Genomic DNA, 20,655 nt, shown 5'->3' with positions numbered 1-20,655 from the left:
CACGTGAGCCGCTCCCTGCTGCCTCCCCTCAATGCGCTGCGCGCGTTCGAAGCCACTGCCCGCCTTGGCGGCGTCGGGCGCGCCGCACAGGACCTGCACGTCACCCACGGCGCGGTCAGCCGGCAACTGAAGCTGCTGGAGGATCACCTCGGCCTGGCGCTGTTCCAGCGTGCCGGTCGCGGCCTGCGCCTGACCGCTGCGGGTACGCGCCTGCAGGCAGCGTGCAGCGAGGCCTTCGCCGGGATCGAAGGCTGCGTGCGCGAGCTGCGGCGGCCCGCGGCCTCCCCAGCACTGGTACTGGGCTGCAGCGGCAGCGTACTGGCACGCTGGATGATTCCGCGCCTGCCTGCCCTGCAGGCCGCCCTGCCCGGCGTGCGCCTGCAGTGGTCGGCGCTGGACGGCAGTTTCACCGAAGCGCAGGCGGCGCTGGACGCCGTGCTGTTGCTGGCGCAGGGACCGTGGCCACGCGGCTGGCAGGTCCGCGAGCTGGCACCGGAACGGGTCGGTGTGGTGGTGGCCCCGTCACATCCGGCGGCGCAGCGGCTGCGGCAGGCACCGCCCTCGGCACTGCTGCAGGAAACCGTGCTGCACACCACGTCACGTCCACAGGCTTGGCCCGCCTGGGCGCAGGCACACCGCCTGGACCCGTCAAAGCTGCAGCTGGGCACCGCTTTCGAACATCTCTATTACCTGCTGGAAGCAGCCATGGCCGGGCTGGGCCCGGCAATCGCGCCCGAGCCGCTGGTGGCCGAAGATCTGGCAGCAGGCCGGCTGGTCGCACCGTGGGGGTTTGCGGCCACCGGCGGCTTCTGGGTGCTGGCGCGGCCGGATGGCCCGGCCGATGCACGGGTAGACGCCCTGGCCGACTGGGCAGCAGCGCAACTGCGATGAGACGAGGCCCCGGGCGGCATTCACCTCCCGGAGCCGGCAACGCAGGCCTCAGCGACCGCCCATCGCGACCCGCTGCTGCTCCTCATGCACCTGCTGCTGGTGCGACGGATCTGCCAGCAGCTTGGCACTGGTCTGCTCCAGCGACGGCGGCGCCTGGGCCAGATCGACAGCGGTGCGGAAGCCAGGCGTCGTGCCCATCACGAACGGCTTGCCATCCTGCACCGTGATGCTCTGCAGCTTGTGGGCCGCGTCGATACCGTTCTGCTTTGCATGCAGGGTGATATTGGCCGCAGCCTCTTCGGAAAACACGCTGGGAAGCTTGCTGCGGCCAGCGTTGTGCAGTGCGTGGTCCGGATGCGATGCATCGTTGAGCGACGGCCCTTTGGGCACAGCCGCTGCGGGTTCATGACCCTGCACACGCCACGCCGCCAGGGCGGCAGCGGTGTGGCGACCGACGATGCCGTCGGCGGACAGTCCCTGGTTGAGGGTCTGCTGCAAGGCTCACCGTCGACGATGACATCCCGGCGCCCCTCAGGTGACGCGGATCACTCCAGGACGGTGCAATCGGCGCGCCGCACTTCCTCGACGAAGGTGCGCATCTTGTAACCGTCCTTGATGCCCGGCTCCAGTTCGATACCGCTGGAGACGTCCACGCCCCACGGCAGCGTCGCCAGCACGGCGTCGTAGACGTTTTCCGGGTTCAGGCCACCGGCCAGCAGGAACGGCCGATGCAATCCGGTCGGGACGCGGCCCCAGTCGAACGCCACGCCGGTGCCGCCACCACCACCCGGCGCGTGGCTGTCGAACAGGAAGCCGGCAGCGCTGGGATAACGCAGTTGCAGGGTGCGGGCATTGACCTCTTCGCGCCCCCCCATGGCAATCGCCTTCAGGTACGGCATGTTGAAGCTGCGGCAGAAGCTCTCGTCCTCCTCGCCATGGAACTGCAGCAGCGTCGGTCGTACCGTGCGCAGCACCTCGCGCACTTCTTCCTTGCTGTTGTTGCGGAACAGCGCAACCACGTCGACCATCGGCGCGATTGCCTGGCGCATCGCGCGCGCCTCGGCAGGCGCGACCCGGCGGCTGCTCTCGCGGGCAAAGATGAAACCCACTGCGTCCACGCCCAGCTCACCGGCCAGACGGACATCGCCGGCGCGGGTCATTCCACAGAACTTGATGCGTGTACGGTAGTAGGAACGGCTCATAGCGTGACCTCGGCGGGCAGATGCCAGTTGTCGGGGTACAGGGGCCCAAGGAACACCAGGCCCTGCGGCGGTGCGGTGGGACCAGCTACGGTGCGGTCGCGCCCAGCCAGCAGTTCGGCGATCCATTCCACCGGTTTTTCGCCGCTGCCCACCAGGATCAACGATCCGACGATATTGCGGACCATGTGATGAAGAAATGCATTGCCACGCACTGCGACTTCGATCACTTCGCCCTGGCGGCTGACCTGCAATGACTGCAGCTCACGCCGGGCATGCAGCGCCTGGCACTGCACCGAACGGAACGCGCTGAAATCGTTCTCGCCGAGCAGGGCCTGGCCGGCGGCGTGCATCAGGGTCTCGTCCAGCGCGCGGCGCTCCCAGCTCAGGGTCTGCCGGTCCAGCGCGGGCCGCACCTCGCGGTTGAGCAGCCGATAGCGGTAGCGGCGCGCACGTGCCGAGAAGCGCGCATGAAAATCATCGGTCACCGGCACGCACCAGCGCACCGCGATCGAACGCGGCAGGCGGGTGGTGGTGCCGAGCATCCAGGCGCGCGGGTCACGCACCACGTCAGTGTCGAAATGCACGACCTGGCACTGGCCGTGCACACCGGCATCGGTGCGGCCGGCGCAGACCACCTGCAGCGGCGCATCCGCCACCGATGACAAGGCCTGCTCGAGGCTGGCCTGCACGCTGGGACCACCCTCGCCCAGGTTCTGCCAGCCCCTGAAATCGCTGCCGTCGTACTCGACGCCAAGCGCATAACGCATGTGCTACCTCGATGTTGCGGGTGGGGCGGCGCTCAGGCCGGATCGCGTTCGGACCAGACCGCCAGTTCGTTGCCACCGGGCTCGACGAACTGGAAGCGGCTGCCACCGGGGAAGGAAAACACCGGGCGTACGATCTGGCCGCCGGCGTCGTGCACGGCGGCCTCGACCGGAGCCAGATCGTCGGCATACAGCACCAGCAGCGGTGCACCGCTGTCGTCGGCCCGCTGCGGCTGGCCACGGAAGAAGCCGCCCTGCAGGCGGCCATCGTCGAAAGCCGTGTAGTCGCTGCCGTAGTCGACGAATGACCAGCCGAACGCCGTTTCGAAAAAGGCACGGCTGGCGGCCGGGTCGCTGGAGGCGAATTCAACGTAGTCGATACGGCGCTCGCGGCTCATGGCAGGGTCCTTGTCGGCGGGTTCGGTCACGGCAGGCGGGCAAGCAGTTCGCGGGCCTGCGTCTGGCTGTGCAGGTCACCGCCCTCGGCCACTTCCAGCAACAAGGTGCGCGCCGTCTGCGCGTCACCCAGATCGAGGTAGGCAATGGCCAGTTCCAGGCGCTCCTGGCCGGCACGTGGCGACCAGCCCGCGTCATCGGCAGGCGCGGGTGCGCTCGACGCGGTGTCGTCGGAATGAGCAGCCTCGGTGCTGACACGGTCGATGCCGTCGATGGCTTCGGGACCTGCGGCATCCGCCGGAGACGGGTTCTCATGCGCGTCGGCCGGCAGATCGAACACACCGCGGAACTGCGGCTGCCGTTCGGCATGCAGTGCGTAGTCGGGCACCACCACTTCGGCCGGCACCTGCGGTACAACGCGATCGTCCTGCAGCGGCTCGGCCGGGACCACCTCGTCGCCGGTGGTTGCGGGATCGTCCCAGCGCGGCAGATCGGTCACCGCTTCGGGCAATGCCACCGCGTCCTGGTCGCGCAGCGTGTCGGCCTCCTGGTCGGCCCGCACCGCGTGCTCAGCGGTGGGTTCGGCGACCACCACGTCGTGCACTTCGGTTCCGGTCGCCCACGCAGGCATCGCCGGTTCCTGGCGGCCGTTGCCGGCATCAGGCGACGACCACGAGGACTGCTCGGCCAGCGCATCCAGCGCGGCACCTGCCGGCACCGCTGCGGCCAGGCCGGCGGCATCGTCTTCCTCACGCAGCGGAGGCAACGGCGACGGCTTGCGGCGACGCAGCAGCCAGGCCGCCCCCGCCACCAGCAGCAGTACCGGCAGCCCCAGCCAGTACCACGGTGTCGCCGCATCACGAGCACCCGGCGCCTGCGCCAGGCGCTGCTGCGCAGCGGCCAGGTCGTTGTCCTTCATCGCGATCAGCGACTGCTGCTGTTCCCTGAGTTTCTCCAGGTCGGCCACGCGCTGCTTCAGCTCGCCGATCTCGGCATCACGGGTGGCGATGTCCTCACGCGCCTGGCGCAGTTGTTCGTTGCCCAGCATGTCGCCCTCGCTGCCGGCAGCTGTGCCGGTGGTTGTGCCCGCGTGCGCGGCGTCTGACGCCAGCGCCGGAGCGATCTCAAGCCGTGGCCCGTTGGCCGCAGCCGGGGAAGAAGCGTTCGTGGCTGCCGCCCTGGCAACTGGTGCGAGCATGCCCGCCGGTTGCGGCACGGTACGCGCCTGACGCCATTGCGCGGCGTGCTCGCGCACCAGCGTCGCCGCTTCGGCGGCGTCGACCGCCGCAAGCGCATCGCTGCCCGGCATGCGCAGCACCGCGCCCTGCTTGAGCAGGTTGACGTTGCCACGGATGAAGGCTTCGGGATTGGCACGCAGCAGGGCGATCATCGCGCGGTCGCGACTGACCTGGTTGCCACGCGCCACCACCCTGGCGATCTGCGACAGGGTCTGACCGCGCTGTACGGTGACGCTGCCATCGGCCGCCGGTGCAGCGACCGGCGCGGAGGCCGCACGCGGGCGTGCCGCTGCAGGCGCCACCGCAGATGGCGGCGCAGCGGGCGCCTCTGCGGCTGGCACCGTTGCCAAAGCCGGTGCAGATTCGCGCACGATCGTATTGGAGAGCGTGCCTGCCGGCGCGACGATTTCCGGCTCGGCCACGGCCAGCGCACTGGGCGGCGCATCGACCAGCGCCGAGTACTCGCGCACCAGGCGGCCCTGGCCCCAGTCGGCTTCGATCAGGAAGCTCAGCGACGGCGTCTCCACCGGTGCCTGCGAGGTCACCCGCACCACCGCTCTGCCCTGCGTGTCGCGGGTCAGCTCGAACTGCAGTTCGCTGACCAGTCCGGTCGGCCGCTGCAGGCCGACACGCTCGAAAGTGACCGGCGAGGCCAAGGCCACCCGCAGGTTTTCCAGCTCGGACGGATCGGCCGAAACGACCGGGATTTCTGCCAGCAGGGGCTGGCCCGGCCTGGACAGGACGCGGATGTCGCCCAACCCCAGGGCGAGCGCCGAACTGCTGGCCAAGGCGAGCAGCGCTGCGGACAGATAGGTGAGCGGGCGCTTTGCGCCCCTGGCCCGTTTATTCATGGGCGACACTATAAAGCGTGCGGACCAAGGTCCGCACCCATGTAGAGCCGAGCCCATGCTCGGCTGCATGGCCTGAGCCGAGCGTAGGCTCGGCTCTACAGAAAAGGCCGGGCATTGCCCGGCCTCTCCATCAACGCTGCTCGGCGGCAACCAGCTCGGCCAGCTGTACGGCATTCAGGGCTGCGCCCTTGCGCACGTTGTCCGACACGATCCACAGGTTCAGGCCACGCGGGTGCGAGAGGTCCTCGCGGATGCGGCCGACGTACACCGCGTCGGTGCCTGAGGCGTGGGTGACCGGGGTCGGGTAACCACCGGCCTCGTGGCGATCCACCACTTCGATGCCCGGCGACTGCTCCAGCAGCGCGCGCGCTTCGGCGACCGTGACCTTGTCTCGGGTCTCGATCGCCACCGACTCGGAGTGGCCGTAGAACACCGGCACGCGCACCGCGGTCGGGTTCACCAGGATGCTGTCATCGCCGAGGATCTTGCGGGTCTCCCAGATCAGCTTCATTTCTTCCTTGGTGAAGCCGTTGTCCTGGAAGTCATCGATGTGCGGGATCAGGTTGAAGGCGATCTGCACCGGGAAACGCTGCGGATCGATCTCCTGGAAGCTGAGCAGCTGGCCGGTCTGCTTGCCCAGTTCCTCCATCGCCGAGCGGCCGCCGCCGGACACCGACTGGTAGGTGGACACATTGATGCGCTCGATGCCGTACTTGCGGTGCAGCGGTGCCAGCGCCACCAGCATCTGCATGGTCGAGCAGTTCGGGTTGGCGATGATGCCGCGCGGACGGTTGGCGACCTGTTCCGGGTTGACCTCGGACACCACCAGCGGCACGTCATCGTCGTAACGGAAGGCCGAGGAGTTGTCGATCACCACCGCGCCTGCTGCGGCGAACTTCGGTGCGTATTCCTTGGACACGCTGCCACCGGCCGAGAACAGGGCGATCTCGACGCCGGTGGGATCGAAGGTGGCCAGGTCCTGGACCTTGACCTTCTGGCCATTGAACTCGATCTCGCCGCCGGCCGAACGCTCGGAGGCGAGAACGCTCAGGCTGCCGACCGGGAAATCACGCTCGGCCAGGATCGACAACATGGTCTCGCCGACGGCGCCGGTGGCACCGACGACGGCGACGTGGAAACTGCGCTGTGCATTGCTCATGGAGGAACTCTCACGAAAACGGGAATGGGGAAAAACACGCACGACAGCTGGGTTCGGGGAACCTCCTCAAGCGGGGCGCGCGGAGGTTCCCTATCGTTTCCCGGTTTTTTTGCCCAGCGTCACGCGCGCGGCCATCGCCGCATCAGCGTTGATCGCGCTCGGCATGCGCGACGGGCCGCCGTCCAGGCCGAGCCCAGCAACCAGGTTATCCACGGCCAGCTGTACCATCGCCGTGCGCGTGGCCAGCGAGGCGCTGCCGATATGCGGAGTGAGCACGACGTTGCGCAGCGCCAGCAGTTCCGGGCGTACCGTTGGCTCGCCTTCGTACACATCCAGGCCCGCCGCAGCCAGGCGACCGTTGGCCAGCGCGTCGGCCAGCGCGATCTCATCGACCAGGCCACCGCGGGCGATATTCACCAGCGTCGCCGACGGCTTCATCTTCGCCAGTGCGGCGGCATCGATCAGATGATGCGAAGCCGGTGTGTACGGCAGCACCAGCAGCAGGTGGTCGGACTGTGCCAGCAGCGTATCCAGATCCACATAGGTCGCGCCCAATTCCGCCTCGGTCGCCGCCGGCAGCTGCGAACGGTTGTGGTACAGCACCTTCATGCCGAAACCGTGCGCGCCGCGACGGGCGATGCCCTGGCCGATGCGGCCCATGCCAAGGATGCCCAACGTGCTGCCGTGGATATCGGCACCGAGCATGGTCTGGAACGACCACTGCTGCCACTGCCCTTCGCGCAGCCAGCGCTCGGACTCGGTAATGCGGCGCGCGGTGGCCATCAGCAGGGCGAAACCGAGATCGGCGGTGGTTTCGGTCAGGACGTCCGGCGTGTTGCTGGCCAGGATGCCGGTCGCGCTGAGCGCGTCCACATCCAGGTTGTTGTAGCCCACCCCGACATTGGCGATCACCTGCAGCTGCGCGGCGCCGGCCACCTGGGCCGCGCCGATGCGCTCGTTGAGCGTGATGATCGCGCCGTCGGCGCTGGCCAGTTGTTCGGCGATCTGGTCCGGCGCCCAGGCGGTGACGGTGTCGGTGCTGCGCAGCTGCACGCGATCGCGCAGCGGCGCGATGGCCGCGTCGATCAGCGGCTGGCTCACCCACACGATCGGCCGCGTGTCAGCCATCGATCTGCCCGGGAATGCGCGGGGTGACCGTGCCGACATCGCCGCACTGCGCGCGGTGGCGCAGCGCCTGGTCCATCAGCACCATCGCTACCATCGCCTCGGCGATCGGGGTGGCGCGGATGCCGACGCAGGGGTCGTGGCGGCCGGTGGTGACCACCTCGACCACGTTGCCGGACGTATCCAGCGACGGGCCCGGCAGGCGCAGGCTGGAGGTCGGCTTCAACGCGATCGAGGCGACCACCGGCTGGCCGGTGGAAATGCCACCGAGGATGCCACCCGCGTGATTGCTGGCGAAGCCCTGCGGGGTCAGCAGGTCGCGGTGTTCGGTGCCCTTCTGCGCGGCGCTGGCGAAACCGTCGCCGATCTCCACGCCCTTCACCGCGTTGATGCTCATCAGCGCGGCAGCCAGTTCACCGTCGAGTTTGCCGTAGATCGGCTCACCCCAGCCCGGCGGCACGTTGTCGGCGACCACGTCCACGCGCGCACCGACCGAATCTCCGGACTTGCGCAGCGCGTCCATGTACGCCTCCAGTTCGGGCACCTGTGCGGCGTGCGGCCAGAAGAACGGGTTGTCTTCCACCGCCGACCAGTCGAAACCGGCCGGGGTGATGTCGCCCAGCTGCGACAGGTAGCCGCGCACGGTCACGCCGAAGCGCTCGGCCAGCCACTTCTTGGCGACCACCCCGGCGGCTACGCGCATGGTGGTTTCGCGCGCCGAGGAACGGCCGCCACCGCGCGGGTCACGGATGCCGTACTTGTGCCAGTAGCTGTAGTCGGCATGGCCCGGCCGGAACTGCTGGCCGATGTTGGCGTAGTCCTTGCTGCGCTGGTCGGTGTTGCGGATCAGCAGCGCGATCGGGGTGCCGGTGGTCAGGCCCTCGTACACGCCAGAGAGGATCTCGACCTCGTCGGCCTCGCGCCGCGCGGAAGTGTGCCGGCTCTTGCCGGTGGCACGGCGCTGCAGGTCGTGGGCGAATTCGGCCGCGTCCAGTGCCAGCCCCGGAGGGCAGCCATCGATCACGCAGCCGATGGCCGGCCCGTGCGACTCGCCGAACGTGGTGACGGTGAACAGCTTGCCGAACGAATTGGAGCTCACGGGCGCTGCGCCGCCAGTTCGGTGATGCGTGCGCTGTGGGCGATCAGCTCGCGGCATTCGACCGCGAAGATACCCATCTGGCCGACCTTGAACTCGATCCAGGAAAAATCGACTTCCGGCAGCAGCTTGATCAGGTGCTGCTCGGATTCGCCCACTTCGCAGATCAGCAGGCCGTCCTCGCTCAGGTGCAGCGGCGCGTCACGCAGGATCTTCAGCACCAGGTCCAGGCCGTCGTCGCCGGCACGCAGGCCCATCTCCGGCTCGTAGGAGTATTCCTGCGGCAGGGCGTCGGTCTCGTCGTTGGTGACGTACGGGGGGTTGGTGACGATCAGGTCGTAGTGGCGGCCGGTCAGGCCGTTGAACAGGTCCGACTTGATCAGGGTGACGTTGTGCGCCTGCAGGCGTTCCTTGTTTTCCTCGGCCAGCGACAGTGCTTCGTCACTGAGGTCGACGCCATCCACTTCCCAGTTCGGGTAGTAGTGGCCCATGGCGATGGCGATGCAACCCGAACCGGTGCACAGGTCCAGCGCACGGCTGACATCGCGGCCGGCCAGCCACGGCTCGAAGCCGCATTCGATCAGTTCGGCGATCGGCGAACGCGGCACCAGCGCGCGCTTGTCGCTCTTGAAGCTCAGGCCGGCGAACCAGGCCTCACCGGTCAGGTAGGCGGCCGGGATGCGTTCATCGATGCGACGCTGGAACAGTTCCAGCACGCGCAGCTTTTCGGCCTGCAGCAGGCGCGCCTGGCCATAGGCCGGGCCCAGATCGTGCGGCAGGTGCAGGCTGTGCAGCACCAGCTGGGTGGCCTCGTCCAGCGCATTGTCGTAGCTGTGACCGAAGGTCAGCCCGGCTTCGTTGAAACGGCTGGTGCCGTAGCGGATCAGATCGATGATCGTGTGGAGTTCGGCGGCCGTTTCAGCGGTCATGGCGGTACTGCGGGCAAAGTGGGCCCCGATTATAGGGGCTGGCGCCCGCGGCAGCATCCGTTGCGGCGGAAACGATCCGGCCTCACCCGGTATGATGGAGCCCACTTCGCGCGGGGGCACCCATGTTCAATCGCAATGCCGGCATCATCCTGCTGATCGCCCTGGCGGCGGGCCTGGGCCTGCTGGCCGCCCAGCAGGTGTTTGCGCCGAAGCCGCCGGCCAATGCCCCGGCCACCGAAGCGATCACGCTGTACCCGCAGCCGCGCGAACTGCCCGACTTCAATCTGGCCCAGTCCGACGGCACCCGCCTGATACCGGGCGAGCTGAAGGGCCACTGGACGCTGGTGTTCCTGGGCTTCACCTTCTGCCCGGACGTCTGCCCGACCACCCTGGCCGAGCTGGCTGGCGCGCAGAACCAGTGGGAGGCCCTGCCCGACAGCCTGCGCCCGCGCGTGCTGTTCATCTCGGTCGACCCGGATCGTGACAGCGCCACCCGGCTCGGCGAATACGCGCACGGCTTCCACAAGGACACCCTGGCCGCCACCGCCGATATCCCGTCGCTGGAGCGCTTCGCCACCTCGCTCGGTTTCGTGTTCCAGAAGGTGCCGGGCAAGCACTTCGACGAGAACCCCGAGGATTACACCGTCGAGCATTCGGCCAGCCTGGCCGTGCTCGACCCGCAGGGCCGCCTTGCCGGCCTGGTACGCCCCCCGTTCAACGCGCCGGCGATCGCCCGCGACCTGCAGAAGCTGACCGAGAAAACCGCCCCATGAGCCTCACCACCGCCCTGACGTACGCCCTGCCCCACCGCCTGCTGTCTTCGATGGCGCGTTCGCTGGCGTACTCGGACGATCCGCGCGTGTCGCGCTGGCTGATCGACACGGTCACCCGCAAGTTCAACGTGAACCTGGACGAAGCGGCCAACCCGGACCCGCGCAGCTATGCGACCTTCAACCAGTTCTTCACCCGCGCGCTGAAGCCGGGCGCGCGCGTGGCCGACGCCGATCCGCGCAGCCTGGTGATGCCGGCCGACGGCCGCATCAGCCAGCTCGGCAGGATCGAGGCCGGCCGCATCTTCCAGGCCAAGGGCCAATCGTTCACCGCCGCCGAACTGCTGGGCAGTGACGAGGACGCCAAACCGTACAACGACGGCCTGTACGCGACCGTGTACCTGTCGCCGCGCGACTACCACCGCGTGCACATGCCGTGGACCGGCACCCTGCGCGAGACCGTGCACGTGCCGGGCCGCCTGTTCAGCGTCGGCCCGGCCGCAGTGAACGGCGTGCCGCGCCTGTTCGCCCGCAACGAGCGCCTGGTCTGCCACTTCGACACCAGCTTCGGCCCGATGGTCAGCGTGATGGTGGGTGCGTTGCTGGTATCGGGCGTCGAAACCGTGTGGAGCGGCGAGGAAATTCCGCATTATGGCGACCGCATCACGCGCAAGGACTACCGCGGCCAGGGCATCAGGCTGGAGCGCTTCGCCGAGATGGCGCGCTTCAACTACGGTTCGACCGTGATCGTGCTGCTGCCGCCGGGCGTGGCTGAGTTCGCCCCGCAGCTGGCCGCTGAAAGCCCGGTGCAGCTGGGCCAGGCGCTGGCGAAGCTGCGCTGAGGTACATGTAGAGCCGAGCCCATGCTCGGCTACTGGCTGCAACCGGCCATGCATTTCTGTGGGCAAAGGAAGCCGAGCATGGGCTCGGCTCTACAGCCAGAAGCGCGTTACTGCAGGACCGGGGCCGGACCGACGTCCATGCCGTCGTAGTCTTCCACGCCATTCTCTGCGGCCAGCGCTGCGAATTCCTGGTTGCGGCGGTCCAGCGAGGCTTCGTCGTGGATCTCCACGCGCTCTACATGCAGCACGTGGAACGGCGCGTCGCCCTCTTCCGGCTCCTGCTCGAACAATTCCACGAAGGTATAGCCCTCCGCCTGCAGGTGCTCTGCCAGCGCCTGCAGCGGCTCAGCGGTGGAGTGCACGAAGAAGTACCCCCACAGCAACGGGCCCTTGATGTCCCAGTCGGTGTTTTCGCGGAGGTTGGCGAACAGGTTGCGGGTGTCTTCGAGGTCCATTGCAGATTCCAGCGGTCGTGGGAATTACTTGTCGCAGCCCTGCAGCTTCAGCGTCTGGCCCTGGCGCAGGCTGTAGGCCGGGGCCTTCAGGCCGTTGGCGCGGGCCAGGGTCGGCACATCGCACTGGAACTTCGCGGCAATGGCGCCCAGGGTTTCACCCCGGCCCACCTTGTGGCTGCGCGGCGGCTTTGGCCGTGCGGCCGGGCGCGGCGCGGCCACCGGAGCGACCGGGGTGGTCGGCACGCTGGTGGAGGCTGCGGCGTCGGCCACCGGCACCACGCCGCCCACGGCCACGCTGCCGGTGTAGCCGGCGGCGGCCGGGCGCTTGATCGCCGCGTTCAGGTCGGCGGTGATCAGGGTACGGGCCAGGTCGGCACGCGGGCCGCTGACGCAGTTGCGCTGGTACAGGCCGGCGATGCGGGTGGTAGCGTTGATCAGCGTGCCGGCCGGAATCCAGCCGTCGGCTTCATAGCGCGGGTTGAGGTTGCGCAGCGCGCGCATGTAGCCATCGCGGGTGCCGTGGCTGCCCAGGCAGATGGTCAGTTCGTAGATGGTGGTGGACTTGGCCAGGCGCAGCGTGGCCGGCTGCGCGCTGATCTTCGGGAATTCCACGCCGTACTGCTGCGGGTGCAGGAAGATCCAGGCCGCCGCGATCACCATCGGCACATAGTCCTTGGTCTCGCCGGGGAACTGGTTGTAGACACTGTCGGTCCAGAAGCTCTGGCCCGCACTCTGCTTGAACACGCGCGCGGCACGGCCTTCACCACCGTTGTAGGCGGCCACCGACATTTCCACGTTGTTGTTCAGTTCGCGCAGGCGCTCGTTGAGATAGCTGGCGCTGGCCTCGGCGGCGCTGCGCGCGTCAAAGCGGGTGTCGAAGCCGGTGCCATCCGGGCCAAGGCCGAAGCGGCGGCCGGTAGCCGGCATGAACTGCATCAGGCCGGCGGCGCCGGCGCGCGAGGAGGCATGCACGCGGCCGTTGGACTCCTTGGCCATGATGCCGAACAGCAGCGCCTCGGGCAGGCCGCGCTTTTCCCACTCCGGCCACATCACCGCACGCAGGTTCTGGTAGTTCTCGTAGCTGGTCAGCAGCGCCGGGCGCATGTCGGTCAGCCAGCGGCGGATGCCCGCCTGCACGGCCGGGTTGTATTCGACCATGCTGTCGAAGGCGTGCCGCTTGTCGTTGAGCAGCGCAGCGGCGCGGGCCGCCTCCGGCACGTCGGCGGTAAGCGGGCCGATATGGTCGGGGTCGGCTTCCAGCCGGTCACCGCCCTCGTCGGCCACCTCATCGCTGCCCGCCGCATCGGCGTCGTGCTTGAGCAGGCGCTTGTAGCTGGCCAGCAGCGTGCCCATCTGGCAGCCCTTCTGCTTCACGCAGTCGTTGAGAACGTCTTCCATGTCCTCCAGCGCGGCGTCGGCCTCGTTGCTGCCCTTGGGGTCGGCATTGGCGACCAGCAGCAGCGCATCGCTGTAGCGCTTCTCGGCGACGGTCATGCGCTGCTGCAGCGCATCCACCTTCGCCTTGTCCCGGGCCGAGACCCGCTGCGCATGGGCGTCGGGCGCCAGGGAAACCAGGCCGGCCAGGGCCAGCAGCGGCCAACCGCGGGAAATCAGGACAGAAACGGGCATTGATGGCACTGTGTGCGAAACAGGCAGGCAGAGTAGCGGCGCCGCCAAGGTCGGGGCAAGCCGACCTTCGGACTGCCACTGCCGGCGGTTAACATTGGGCTATTCACCACAAGGGCTGGACCATGGATCCGATTCTGCTCGGCAAAGGCATCACCGACGATGTGGCCGTCACCCTGCTGCCGAAACTCGGCAACCGCCACGGCCTGGTGGCCGGCGCCACCGGCACCGGCAAGACCGTGACCCTGATGACCCTGGCCGAAGGCTTTTCGCGACTGGGCGTACCCGTATTCCTCGCCGACGTGAAGGGCGACGTGTCCGGCCTGGCCGTGCCGGGCACCGGCGCGGAGAAACTGCTCAAGCGCGCCGCCGAGATCGGCGTGGCCGACTACGCACCGGCCGCCAGCCCGACCATTTTCTGGGACCTGTACGGCAAGCTCGGGCATCCGGTGCGCACCACGGTCAGCGAGATGGGCCCGACCCTGCTGGCGCGCATCCTCGAGTTGAACGACACCCAGTCCGGCGTGCTCGACATCGTGTTCAAGCTGGCCGACGACCGTGGCCTGCTGCTGCTGGACATGGACGACCTGCGCGCCCTGCTTGGCCTGGTGGCCGAGGAGCGCAAGGACATCTCCACCGAGTACGGCCTGGTCAGCGCGCAGTCCATCGCTGCGATCCAGCGGTCGGTGCTGCGCCTGGCGCAGGATGGCGGCGAGAACTTCTTCGGTGAGCCGGCCCTGGAACTGGCCGACATCATGCGGGTCAATCACGACGGCCGCGGCATGATCGGCATCCTTGCCGCCGACCAGCTCGTGCTCAAGCCCAAGCTCTATTCCACCTTCCTGCTGTGGCTGCTGTCGGAGCTGTTCGAACAACTGCCGGAGGTGGGCGACCTGGACAAGCCGAAGCTGGTCTTCATCTTCGACGAGGCCCACCTGCTGTTCGACGACGCACCGCCGTCGCTGGTGCAGCGCATCGAGCAGGTGGTGCGCCTGATCCGCTCCAAGGGCGTGGGCGTGTACTTCTGCTCGCAGTTCCCCGACGACGTGCCGGGCAACATCCTCGGCCAGCTCGGCAACCGCGTGCAGCACGCGCTGCGGGCGTTCACCCCGCGCGACCAGAAAGCGGTGAAGACCGCGGCCGAGACGTTCGTGCCGAACCCGAAGCTGGACGTGGCCAAGGTACTGAGCCAGCTCGGCACCGGTGAGGCCTTGGTTTCCACGCTGCAGGACAAGGGCGTGCCGATGCCGGTGCAGCAGACGATGATCGCGCCGCCACGCTGCCGGATGGGGCCGATCACCGAAGCCGAGCGCGCCCAGGTGCGTGCCGGCAGCCCGGTCGGCAGTCGCTACGACACCGCGATCAACCGCGAATCGGCTGCCGAACTGCTGGCCCAGCGCGCACAGAAGAGCGTCGAGCAGGCGCAGGCGCCAGCCGCGCGCAGCCGCGAACAGGACGATGCGCAGGAAGGCGGTTTCGGCCAGGCGATCAAGGATGCGATTTTCGGCACCAAGCGCCGCCAGGGCATGATCGAGACCATGGCCAAGCAGACCACGCGCACGGTCGGCACCAAGCTGGGCAACCAGATCGTGCGCGGCCTGCTGGGCGGCATCTTCGGTGGCAAGCGCTGATCTGATCCGCCGCTGCTGGGGTCAGAGCCCTTCCCGCGGAAGCGGAGTCTGCCCCCCCCCTCCGCTCGTCCTCCGGAAAAGAAGTCGTATTGCATGTCGCGCTGGCGTCCCCCTGCAGAAAAGAGCACCGCCCTGATCACCGCCTCCGGCCACGCTCGGCTGAAGGCCGAACTGGATGACCTGTGGCGGGTACGGCGGCCCGAAGTGGTGAAAGCACTGGCCGCAGCCGCCGCAGAAGGCGACCGTTCGGAAAATGCCGAGTACACCTACCGCAAGAAGCAGCTGGGCGAGATCGACCGCCGCGTGCGCTACCTGACCAAGCGGCTGGAATCACTGCGCGTGGTCGACACTACGCCAACCGATCCGCTGGCGGTGTTCTTCGGCGCGTGGGTGGAGCTGGAGAACGTGGACAGTGGCGACACCAGCCGCTACCGCATTGTCGGCCCGGACGAGACCGACGCAGGCCAGGGCTGGATCAGCATCGACTCGCCGCTGGCGCGTGCGCTGCTGAAGAAGCGGCTGGATGACGAGTTTTCGGTGGAGCTGCCCGGCGGGCGGTTCACCTTTGCGGTGATCGGCGTGGAATACGAGACGGTGTAGAGTCGCCTGTCAGTCGACTACCGCGCGAAGCGCGGCACAAACCTCCACAGCGGGACGGCAAACGCACCGCGATCTTCATCGCGGTTGGTGACTCGCCAAAGCCATCTGTCAGGCGCTCACGGCCTCGGAACGAAGAGCAGTCGACTGACAGTCGACTCTACATGGCCCCGTGCAATGGCGGCGGGTATGCGCGGCCGGCACGCAGCGGGCGGAAGTAGTCGGCATTGCGATAGAAGGCGGCATCCTGTCCCTCGTGCCACCCCGGGATTCCAGCCAACGGCAGCGGACGCAGCTGCAAGGGATCGGTCACCGCCCTGCCCTCGGCGATGGCCACGGCCACCGCGTCAACGCAGGCCGCATCGGCATCGCTGTGCACCACCACGCACTTGCCCACCAGCAATCGCCCCGGCAGCAGTGCCTGTTCCATCAGCGCATGCCCGAATACCGCGGTGATGGCGATGTCATCGCTCTGCCAGTTCACCGGGTCAAACAACGCGGGCCAGTCGTGTGCATCCCAGGCAGCCCGCAGTGAGTCATCGCGCACGCGCACGATCACACCGGTTTCGTCGAACTGGGTCAACGCGGCCTGCGCGCGGTTGCGCTGGCCAGGCGGCATGGCCTCGATATGCCCGCACTGCTGCACATTGAGCGCATGCTTCAGCTGTGGGCATGAGGCCCAGACCAGCGCATTGAACAGGTCGTGCCAGTTGTCTGCGCGGGTGGCGATGCGCCCCTGCGCGATGCGGGCTTCGTAGTGCAGGCCATCGGCCAGCAGCGCGGCGTCCTGTTCAACCAGGCGCTTCCCGGGCAATGCCAGGCGCGCATCAAGTGCAGCGATGGACGGCCAGCGAGGGCCGAGCAGCAGATCCCGGAAATCCTGCAATCCGGCAAACAACGGATGCGCGAACACCTGCGGATCGACCGCCGCACGCGGCGGCGGCACGAAGCGCCGGACACCGCTGCCGTCACCGGCGGCGGCCGTTGCGATCACAGTACCTTGAGGTTGAACGCCGGGCGGGCATTGGCCGGCAGCGCATCGCCGTACAGGTCGTGCTCGTCGCTCTCGGTGATTTCCACGTCGACGAACTCGCCCACCCGCAGCGGCACCTGATCGGCGTTCTGGATATGCACCAGGCCGTCGATCTCCGGCGCATCGGCCCTGGAGCGGGCCACGGCGATATCGCCTTCGATGGCATCGACCAGGCACTGCTGCACGGTCCCGATCTTGGCTTCCAGGCGCGCGGCGGAAATCTGCGCCTGCTTCTCCATGAAACGGGCCAGGCGTTCCTGCTTTACTTCTTCCGGCACAGCGTCGGGCAGGTCATTGGCGGTGGCGCCCTCTACCGGCGAATAGGCGAACGCGCCCACGCGATCCAGCTGCGCTTCGTCCAGGAACGACAGCAGCTCTTCGAACTCGGCCTCTGTCTCGCCCGGGAAGCCGACGATGAAGGTGGAACGCACGGTGATGTCCGGCGCGATGCGGCGCCAGTTCTGCACGCGCTCCAGGGTCTTTTCGACTGCGCCGGGGCGCTTCATCAGGCGCAGGATGCGCGGGCTGGCATGCTGGAACGGGATGTCCAGGTACGGCAGGATGCGGTTCTCGGCCATCAGCGGCACCACCTCGTCCACGTGCGGATACGGGTAGACGTAGTGCATGCGCACCCACGCATCCAGCTCCGACAGGCCTTCGCACAGCGCCTTCAAACGGGTCTGGTAGGCCTTGTCGCGCCACATCTTTTCGGCGTACTTCACGTCCACGCCGTAGGCCGAGGTGTCCTGCGAAACCACCAGCAGCTCGCGCACGCCGCCACGCACCAGGCGCTCGGCTTCACGCAGCACCTCGTCGACCGGGCGCGAAACCAGCTTGCCGCGCATCGACGGAATGATGCAGAAGCTGCATTTGTGGTTGCAGCCCTCGGAAATCTTCAGGTACGCGTAGTGCCGCGGGGTCAGCTTGATACCGTAGTCGGGCACCAGGTCCACGAACGGATCGTGCTTGGGCGGCAGTGCTTCATGCACCGCTTCCATCACGCTCTGGTAGTCCTGCGGGCCGGACACCGCCAGCACGTTCGGGTAGGCCTCGCGGATCTGCTCCGGGCGCTTGCCCAGGCAGCCGGTGACGATGACCTTGCCGTTCTGGTTCATCGCCTCGCCGATCGCGTCCAGCGACTCGGTCACCGCAGAATCGATGAAGCCACAGGTGTTGACCACCACCACGTCGGCCGAATCGTAGGACGGGACGATGTCGTAGCCTTCCGAGCGGAGCTGGGTGAGGATGCGCTCGGAATCGACAAGGGCCTTCGGGCAGCCAAGGCTGACGAAGCCGACTTTGGGGTTCAGCTGGGACATGGAATCGCGGGACTCTGGGGGCCTGGGCCCCTGCCGGCATGGCAGGGGGTCCTGGGGGCCGGGGCCTGAAAGGGCGCCAGTATACCGGGGTTGGCGGCGGCGCTCTGAACGGCCAGCCGCCCCAGTGAGGATACCGGGCTGGCCTGATGGCTCGCCGCTGTCGTCCCGCGCCCTGAGACGCGCCCCGAGGAAGGGGCCGTCGTTCGGCCCCTTGTACCTCAGGAGCTGGACAATCGCTTGGCCATCGCCACAGCAAGCTCCAGCCTGCCTGTCGGAGCCTCGCGCCCGCCCGCGTCCAAGGCAGATGGGATGCCCACTACCGGGATCTCCCATGCGCAGATCTGATCGCATACGAGTTGCTTGTGCTGACAGATCGGGTGATCAGCACCGTTGTTTGCTACACACTCGGCCCAGCCCCTGGAGCACGCGGTGCACCTCGGATAAGGGTCCGCAGCCTTGGCAGGCCCCATCACCGCAAGCAATGAAATGCCCATTACTGCCATCACGATCATGCTCTTCATCAATCACTCCGTTAATTTGACGAAAAAACGCACGTGCGGCGCCAACTACGATCAAGCGCAGTGGTGCCCCGCCATCTAACCACCCTAGGCCATGGTTTCCAACCCTGCCCGCAGATGGCTGGAGACGCCAGGCAGCTGGAGATCACCGATCCGGCCCAACTGCCGACATGACGTGCACTGACGCGCACCGGATAATCGGGTTTCAGTTTCCAAAGCGAGTCAGCCGCGATGAACGAATGGATCACCCTGGATACGCACCACGGCGCGGTACGGGCCTGGCAGGCACTCCCCGAGGGCACCGCGCGAGGCGGGCTGGTGGTGGTGCAGGAGATTTTTGGCGCCAACCCGCACATCCGCGGCGTGGCCGAGCGCTTCGCCGCCGAGGGCTATGCGGTGCTGGCTCCTTCGTTCTTCGACCTGGTCGATGGACCCGATGCCGACCCGGATGCCCTGCCCTACGACGCCGACGGCGTGAAGCAGGGCCTGGAAAGGGTCAGCGCGCTGGGCATGGAGAAGGCGCTGGAAGTGGTCCGCGCGGCGGCCACCCGGCTGGCCCCCTACGGCAAGGTCGGCACCGTCGGCTACTGCTGGGGCGGCACGGTGGCGATGCTGTCGGCGCTGCGGCTCGGGCTGCCGTCGGTCAGCTACTACGGCGCACGCAACGTCCAGTTCCTCGATGAGACACCCAAGGCGCCGGTGATCTTCCACTTCGGCACCCAGGACAGGAGCATCCCGCCGGAGGCCGTCCAGGCCCACCGCGACAAGCTGCCGCAGATGGCCACTTTCGTCTATCCGGCCGACCACGCCTTCAACCGCGAGGTCGGACATGCGTATGATCCAGACAGCGCCGCCCTGGCGCTGCAACGCACCCTGGACTTCTTCTCGGAGCATCTTGGATGAGCGAATTCGAACTCGATTCACGCCTGGCCACCGATAGCGTGCTGGTGGCGGAAGGACCGTTGTCGCAAGTGCGGCTGATGAACGACGAACGATTCCCCTGGCTGGTGCTGGTACCACGCCTGGCCGGGGTGACCGAGTGGATCGAGCTGGACGGCGAGCAGCAGGACAAGCTGCGCACCGAGCTCAACCGCGCCTGCAAGGCCCTGAAGGGCCACGACGGCGTGGAGAAGATCAATATCGGCGCGCTGGGCAACATCGTGCGCCAGCTGCACTTCCATGTGATCGGCCGCCATGACGGCGATCCGGCCTGGCCCGGCCCGGTCTGGGGTAGCGGCCCGGCGCACCGCTACGAGCCTGCGGCGCTGGACCAGCATGTCGCCTACTGGAAGGAACGGCTAGGATATCCAGCCCGTTCCTGAGCCTTGCCCGACCCGATGCGATTCAACCTCGTTGCCGCCATCCTGCTGATCCTGATCGGCCTGTTCATGCTCGCCAGCAACCTCGGCTGGACGCACCTGAACCTGTCCAAGCTGCTGCTGACCTGGTGGCCGGTGGCACTGGTGGGCGTGGGCATTGCGATGCTGTTCGGTCGCGGCAAATGACGTAGCGCCGGGTCGTGCCCGGCGAACGCACCGCGTGGACCATGCGAAAACGCCGGGCACGGCCCGGCGCTTTCGTCATGCAATGACGCGGGCGATCAGGTCCGCGGCAGGGTCACGCCGGTCTGGCCCTGGTACTTGCCGCCACGATCGCGGTACGACGTCTCGCAGATGTCATCGGCCGCGGCCTGGAAGAACAGCATCTGCGCCACGCCTTCGTTGGCATAGATGCGGGCCGGCAGCGGCGTGGTGTTGCTGAATTCCAGGGTGACGTGGCCTTCCCACTCCGGTTCCAACGGGGTCACGTTGACGATGATGCCGCAGCGCGCGTAGGTGCTCTTGCCCAGGCACACCACCAGGGTGTCGCGCGGGATGCGGAAGTACTCCACGGTACGCGCCAGGGCGAAGCTGTTCGGCGGGATGATGCACTCATCGGCCGTGATGTCGACGAAGCTGCCCGAATCGAAATGCTTGGGATCGACAATCGTCGAGTTGATGTTGGTGAACACCTTGAACTCGCGCGAGCAACGGACGTCGTACCCGTAGCTGGAGGTGCCGTAGCTGACGATGCGCTCGCCATTGGCCTGCTTGACCTGCCCGGCCTCGAACGGCTCGATCATGCCGTGCTGCTCGGACATGCGGCGGATCCAACGGTCACTCTTGATGCTCATGCTTTGTCCTGGGTACGAGGGGGCGCGTGGATTCTAGCAG

General features: G+C 67.6%; 22 protein-coding genes and 1 pseudogene. 8 read left to right on the top strand and 15 right to left on the bottom strand.

The window, feature by feature from the left end; translation table 11 throughout:
- The first annotated feature begins 3 nt into the window (after positions 1-3).
- The gene (locus AC5P8J_RS03135) at positions 4-891 is read left to right on the top strand and encodes a LysR family transcriptional regulator (RefSeq protein ID WP_495213829.1); all 888 of its coding nucleotides are present in this window, start codon (positions 4-6) and stop codon (positions 889-891) included.
- A gap of 48 nt (positions 892-939) precedes the next feature.
- On the opposite strand, the pseudogene AC5P8J_RS03130 reads toward AC5P8J_RS03135, so the two are convergent.
- The 9 genes and pseudogenes from AC5P8J_RS03130 to prmB all read right to left on the bottom strand — a co-directional run.
- Positions 940-1,368, bottom strand: a pseudogene (locus AC5P8J_RS03130) (peptidoglycan-binding protein); the annotation flags it as partial.
- A 68-nt stretch (positions 1,369-1,436) separates the two neighbouring features.
- Positions 1,437-2,093, bottom strand: a complete 657-nt coding sequence (locus AC5P8J_RS03125) for a phosphoribosylanthranilate isomerase (protein WP_019660598.1) — start codon at positions 2,091-2,093, stop codon at positions 1,437-1,439.
- Complete coding sequence (gene truA, locus AC5P8J_RS03120) at positions 2,090-2,860, bottom strand: tRNA pseudouridine(38-40) synthase TruA (protein WP_134734797.1); 771 nt, start codon at positions 2,858-2,860, stop codon at positions 2,090-2,092. The genes AC5P8J_RS03125 and truA overlap by 4 nt, the downstream gene beginning before the upstream one ends.
- A gap of 32 nt (positions 2,861-2,892) precedes the next feature.
- Positions 2,893-3,255 (bottom strand): VOC family protein, encoded by a 363-nt coding sequence (locus AC5P8J_RS03115; RefSeq protein WP_494539957.1) that lies wholly within the window; start codon positions 3,253-3,255, stop codon positions 2,893-2,895.
- A 26-nt stretch (positions 3,256-3,281) separates the two neighbouring features.
- The gene (locus AC5P8J_RS03110) at positions 3,282-5,342 is read right to left on the bottom strand and encodes a FimV/HubP family polar landmark protein (RefSeq protein WP_494539958.1); all 2,061 of its coding nucleotides are present in this window, start codon (positions 5,340-5,342) and stop codon (positions 3,282-3,284) included.
- Positions 5,343-5,472: 130 nt separating this feature from the next.
- Positions 5,473-6,501: an aspartate-semialdehyde dehydrogenase gene (locus AC5P8J_RS03105; protein WP_065179163.1), complete on the bottom strand. Its 1,029-nt coding sequence runs from the start codon at positions 6,499-6,501 to the stop codon at positions 5,473-5,475.
- A gap of 90 nt (positions 6,502-6,591) precedes the next feature.
- Positions 6,592-7,629: a 2-hydroxyacid dehydrogenase gene (locus tag AC5P8J_RS03100; protein WP_494539959.1), complete on the bottom strand. Its 1,038-nt coding sequence runs from the start codon at positions 7,627-7,629 to the stop codon at positions 6,592-6,594.
- Positions 7,622-8,725 carry a chorismate synthase gene (gene aroC / locus AC5P8J_RS03095; RefSeq protein ID WP_019660604.1) on the bottom strand — a complete coding sequence of 368 codons (1,104 nt, stop codon included), beginning with the start codon at positions 8,723-8,725 and terminating at the stop codon, positions 7,622-7,624. Before aroC ends, AC5P8J_RS03100 begins: the two co-directional genes overlap by 8 nt.
- On the bottom strand, positions 8,722-9,651 hold the full coding sequence (gene prmB / locus AC5P8J_RS03090) for a 50S ribosomal protein L3 N(5)-glutamine methyltransferase (protein ID WP_021203410.1): 930 nt from the start codon (positions 9,649-9,651) through the stop codon (positions 8,722-8,724). Before prmB ends, aroC begins: the two co-directional genes overlap by 4 nt.
- 122 nt (positions 9,652-9,773) lie before the next feature.
- On the opposite strand from prmB, the gene AC5P8J_RS03085 reads away from it, so the two are divergent.
- Positions 9,774-10,424, top strand: a complete 651-nt coding sequence (locus tag AC5P8J_RS03085) for an SCO family protein (protein WP_021203409.1) — start codon at positions 9,774-9,776, stop codon at positions 10,422-10,424.
- Positions 10,421-11,263 carry an archaetidylserine decarboxylase gene (asd, locus tag AC5P8J_RS03080; RefSeq protein WP_021203408.1) on the top strand — a complete coding sequence of 281 codons (843 nt, stop codon included), beginning with the start codon at positions 10,421-10,423 and terminating at the stop codon, positions 11,261-11,263. The genes AC5P8J_RS03085 and asd overlap by 4 nt, the downstream gene beginning before the upstream one ends.
- A 107-nt stretch (positions 11,264-11,370) precedes the next feature.
- On the opposite strand, the gene AC5P8J_RS03075 is transcribed toward asd, so the two are convergent.
- On the bottom strand, positions 11,371-11,718 hold the full coding sequence (locus tag AC5P8J_RS03075) for a ribonuclease E inhibitor RraB (RefSeq protein ID WP_021203407.1): 348 nt from the start codon (positions 11,716-11,718) through the stop codon (positions 11,371-11,373).
- Between the two features lie 24 nt (positions 11,719-11,742).
- Positions 11,743-13,347 carry a transglycosylase SLT domain-containing protein gene (locus AC5P8J_RS03070; protein ID WP_021203406.1) on the bottom strand — a complete coding sequence of 535 codons (1,605 nt, stop codon included), beginning with the start codon at positions 13,345-13,347 and terminating at the stop codon, positions 11,743-11,745.
- 122 nt (positions 13,348-13,469) lie between these two features.
- Between AC5P8J_RS03070 and AC5P8J_RS03065 the strand changes: the two genes are divergently transcribed.
- Together AC5P8J_RS03065 and greB are read left to right on the top strand one after the other, a co-directional pair.
- Positions 13,470-14,975 carry a helicase HerA-like domain-containing protein gene (locus tag AC5P8J_RS03065; protein WP_495216605.1) on the top strand — a complete coding sequence of 502 codons (1,506 nt, stop codon included), beginning with the start codon at positions 13,470-13,472 and terminating at the stop codon, positions 14,973-14,975.
- Positions 14,976-15,068: 93 nt separating this feature from the next.
- Positions 15,069-15,575, top strand: coding sequence for a transcription elongation factor GreB (greB, locus tag AC5P8J_RS03060; RefSeq protein ID WP_111098598.1), 507 nt, complete (start codon positions 15,069-15,071; stop codon positions 15,573-15,575).
- Positions 15,576-15,732: 157 nt separating this feature from the next.
- On the opposite strand, the gene AC5P8J_RS03055 is transcribed toward greB, so the two are convergent.
- The 3 genes from AC5P8J_RS03055 to AC5P8J_RS03045 form a co-directional block, all read right to left on the bottom strand.
- On the bottom strand, positions 15,733-16,563 hold the full coding sequence (locus AC5P8J_RS03055) for a DUF3025 domain-containing protein (RefSeq protein ID WP_111098605.1): 831 nt from the start codon (positions 16,561-16,563) through the stop codon (positions 15,733-15,735).
- Positions 16,563-17,924, bottom strand: coding sequence for a 30S ribosomal protein S12 methylthiotransferase RimO (gene rimO / locus AC5P8J_RS03050; RefSeq protein WP_227854020.1), 1,362 nt, complete (start codon positions 17,922-17,924; stop codon positions 16,563-16,565). The genes AC5P8J_RS03055 and rimO overlap by 1 nt, the downstream gene beginning before the upstream one ends.
- 218 nt (positions 17,925-18,142) lie before the next feature.
- Positions 18,143-18,445 carry a hypothetical protein gene (locus AC5P8J_RS03045; protein ID WP_021203403.1) on the bottom strand — a complete coding sequence of 101 codons (303 nt, stop codon included), beginning with the start codon at positions 18,443-18,445 and terminating at the stop codon, positions 18,143-18,145.
- A gap of 228 nt (positions 18,446-18,673) precedes the next feature.
- Between AC5P8J_RS03045 and AC5P8J_RS03040 the strand changes: the two genes are divergently transcribed.
- From AC5P8J_RS03040 to AC5P8J_RS03030, 3 genes are read left to right on the top strand one after another with little or no spacing between them, the layout of a single operon-like run.
- Complete coding sequence (locus AC5P8J_RS03040) at positions 18,674-19,345, top strand: dienelactone hydrolase family protein (protein WP_021203402.1); 672 nt, start codon at positions 18,674-18,676, stop codon at positions 19,343-19,345.
- Positions 19,342-19,764 (top strand): HIT domain-containing protein, encoded by a 423-nt coding sequence (locus AC5P8J_RS03035; protein WP_019660615.1) that lies wholly within the window; start codon positions 19,342-19,344, stop codon positions 19,762-19,764. Before AC5P8J_RS03040 ends, AC5P8J_RS03035 begins: the two co-directional genes overlap by 4 nt.
- A gap of 15 nt (positions 19,765-19,779) precedes the next feature.
- On the top strand, positions 19,780-19,947 hold the full coding sequence (locus AC5P8J_RS03030; RefSeq protein ID WP_005410498.1) for a LiaI-LiaF-like domain-containing protein: 168 nt from the start codon (positions 19,780-19,782) through the stop codon (positions 19,945-19,947).
- Positions 19,948-20,042: 95 nt separating this feature from the next.
- Here the strand turns inward: AC5P8J_RS03030 and dcd are convergent, their stop codons facing one another.
- Complete coding sequence (dcd, locus tag AC5P8J_RS03025) at positions 20,043-20,615, bottom strand: dCTP deaminase (RefSeq protein WP_005410499.1); 573 nt, start codon at positions 20,613-20,615, stop codon at positions 20,043-20,045.
- Positions 20,616-20,655 lie beyond the last annotated feature (40 nt).

Source organism: Stenotrophomonas sp. YJH_SMC_37, assembly GCF_059370035.1.
The sequence above is the reverse complement of the archived record's forward strand: the minus strand, read 5'-3'. Positions and strand labels throughout refer to the sequence as shown.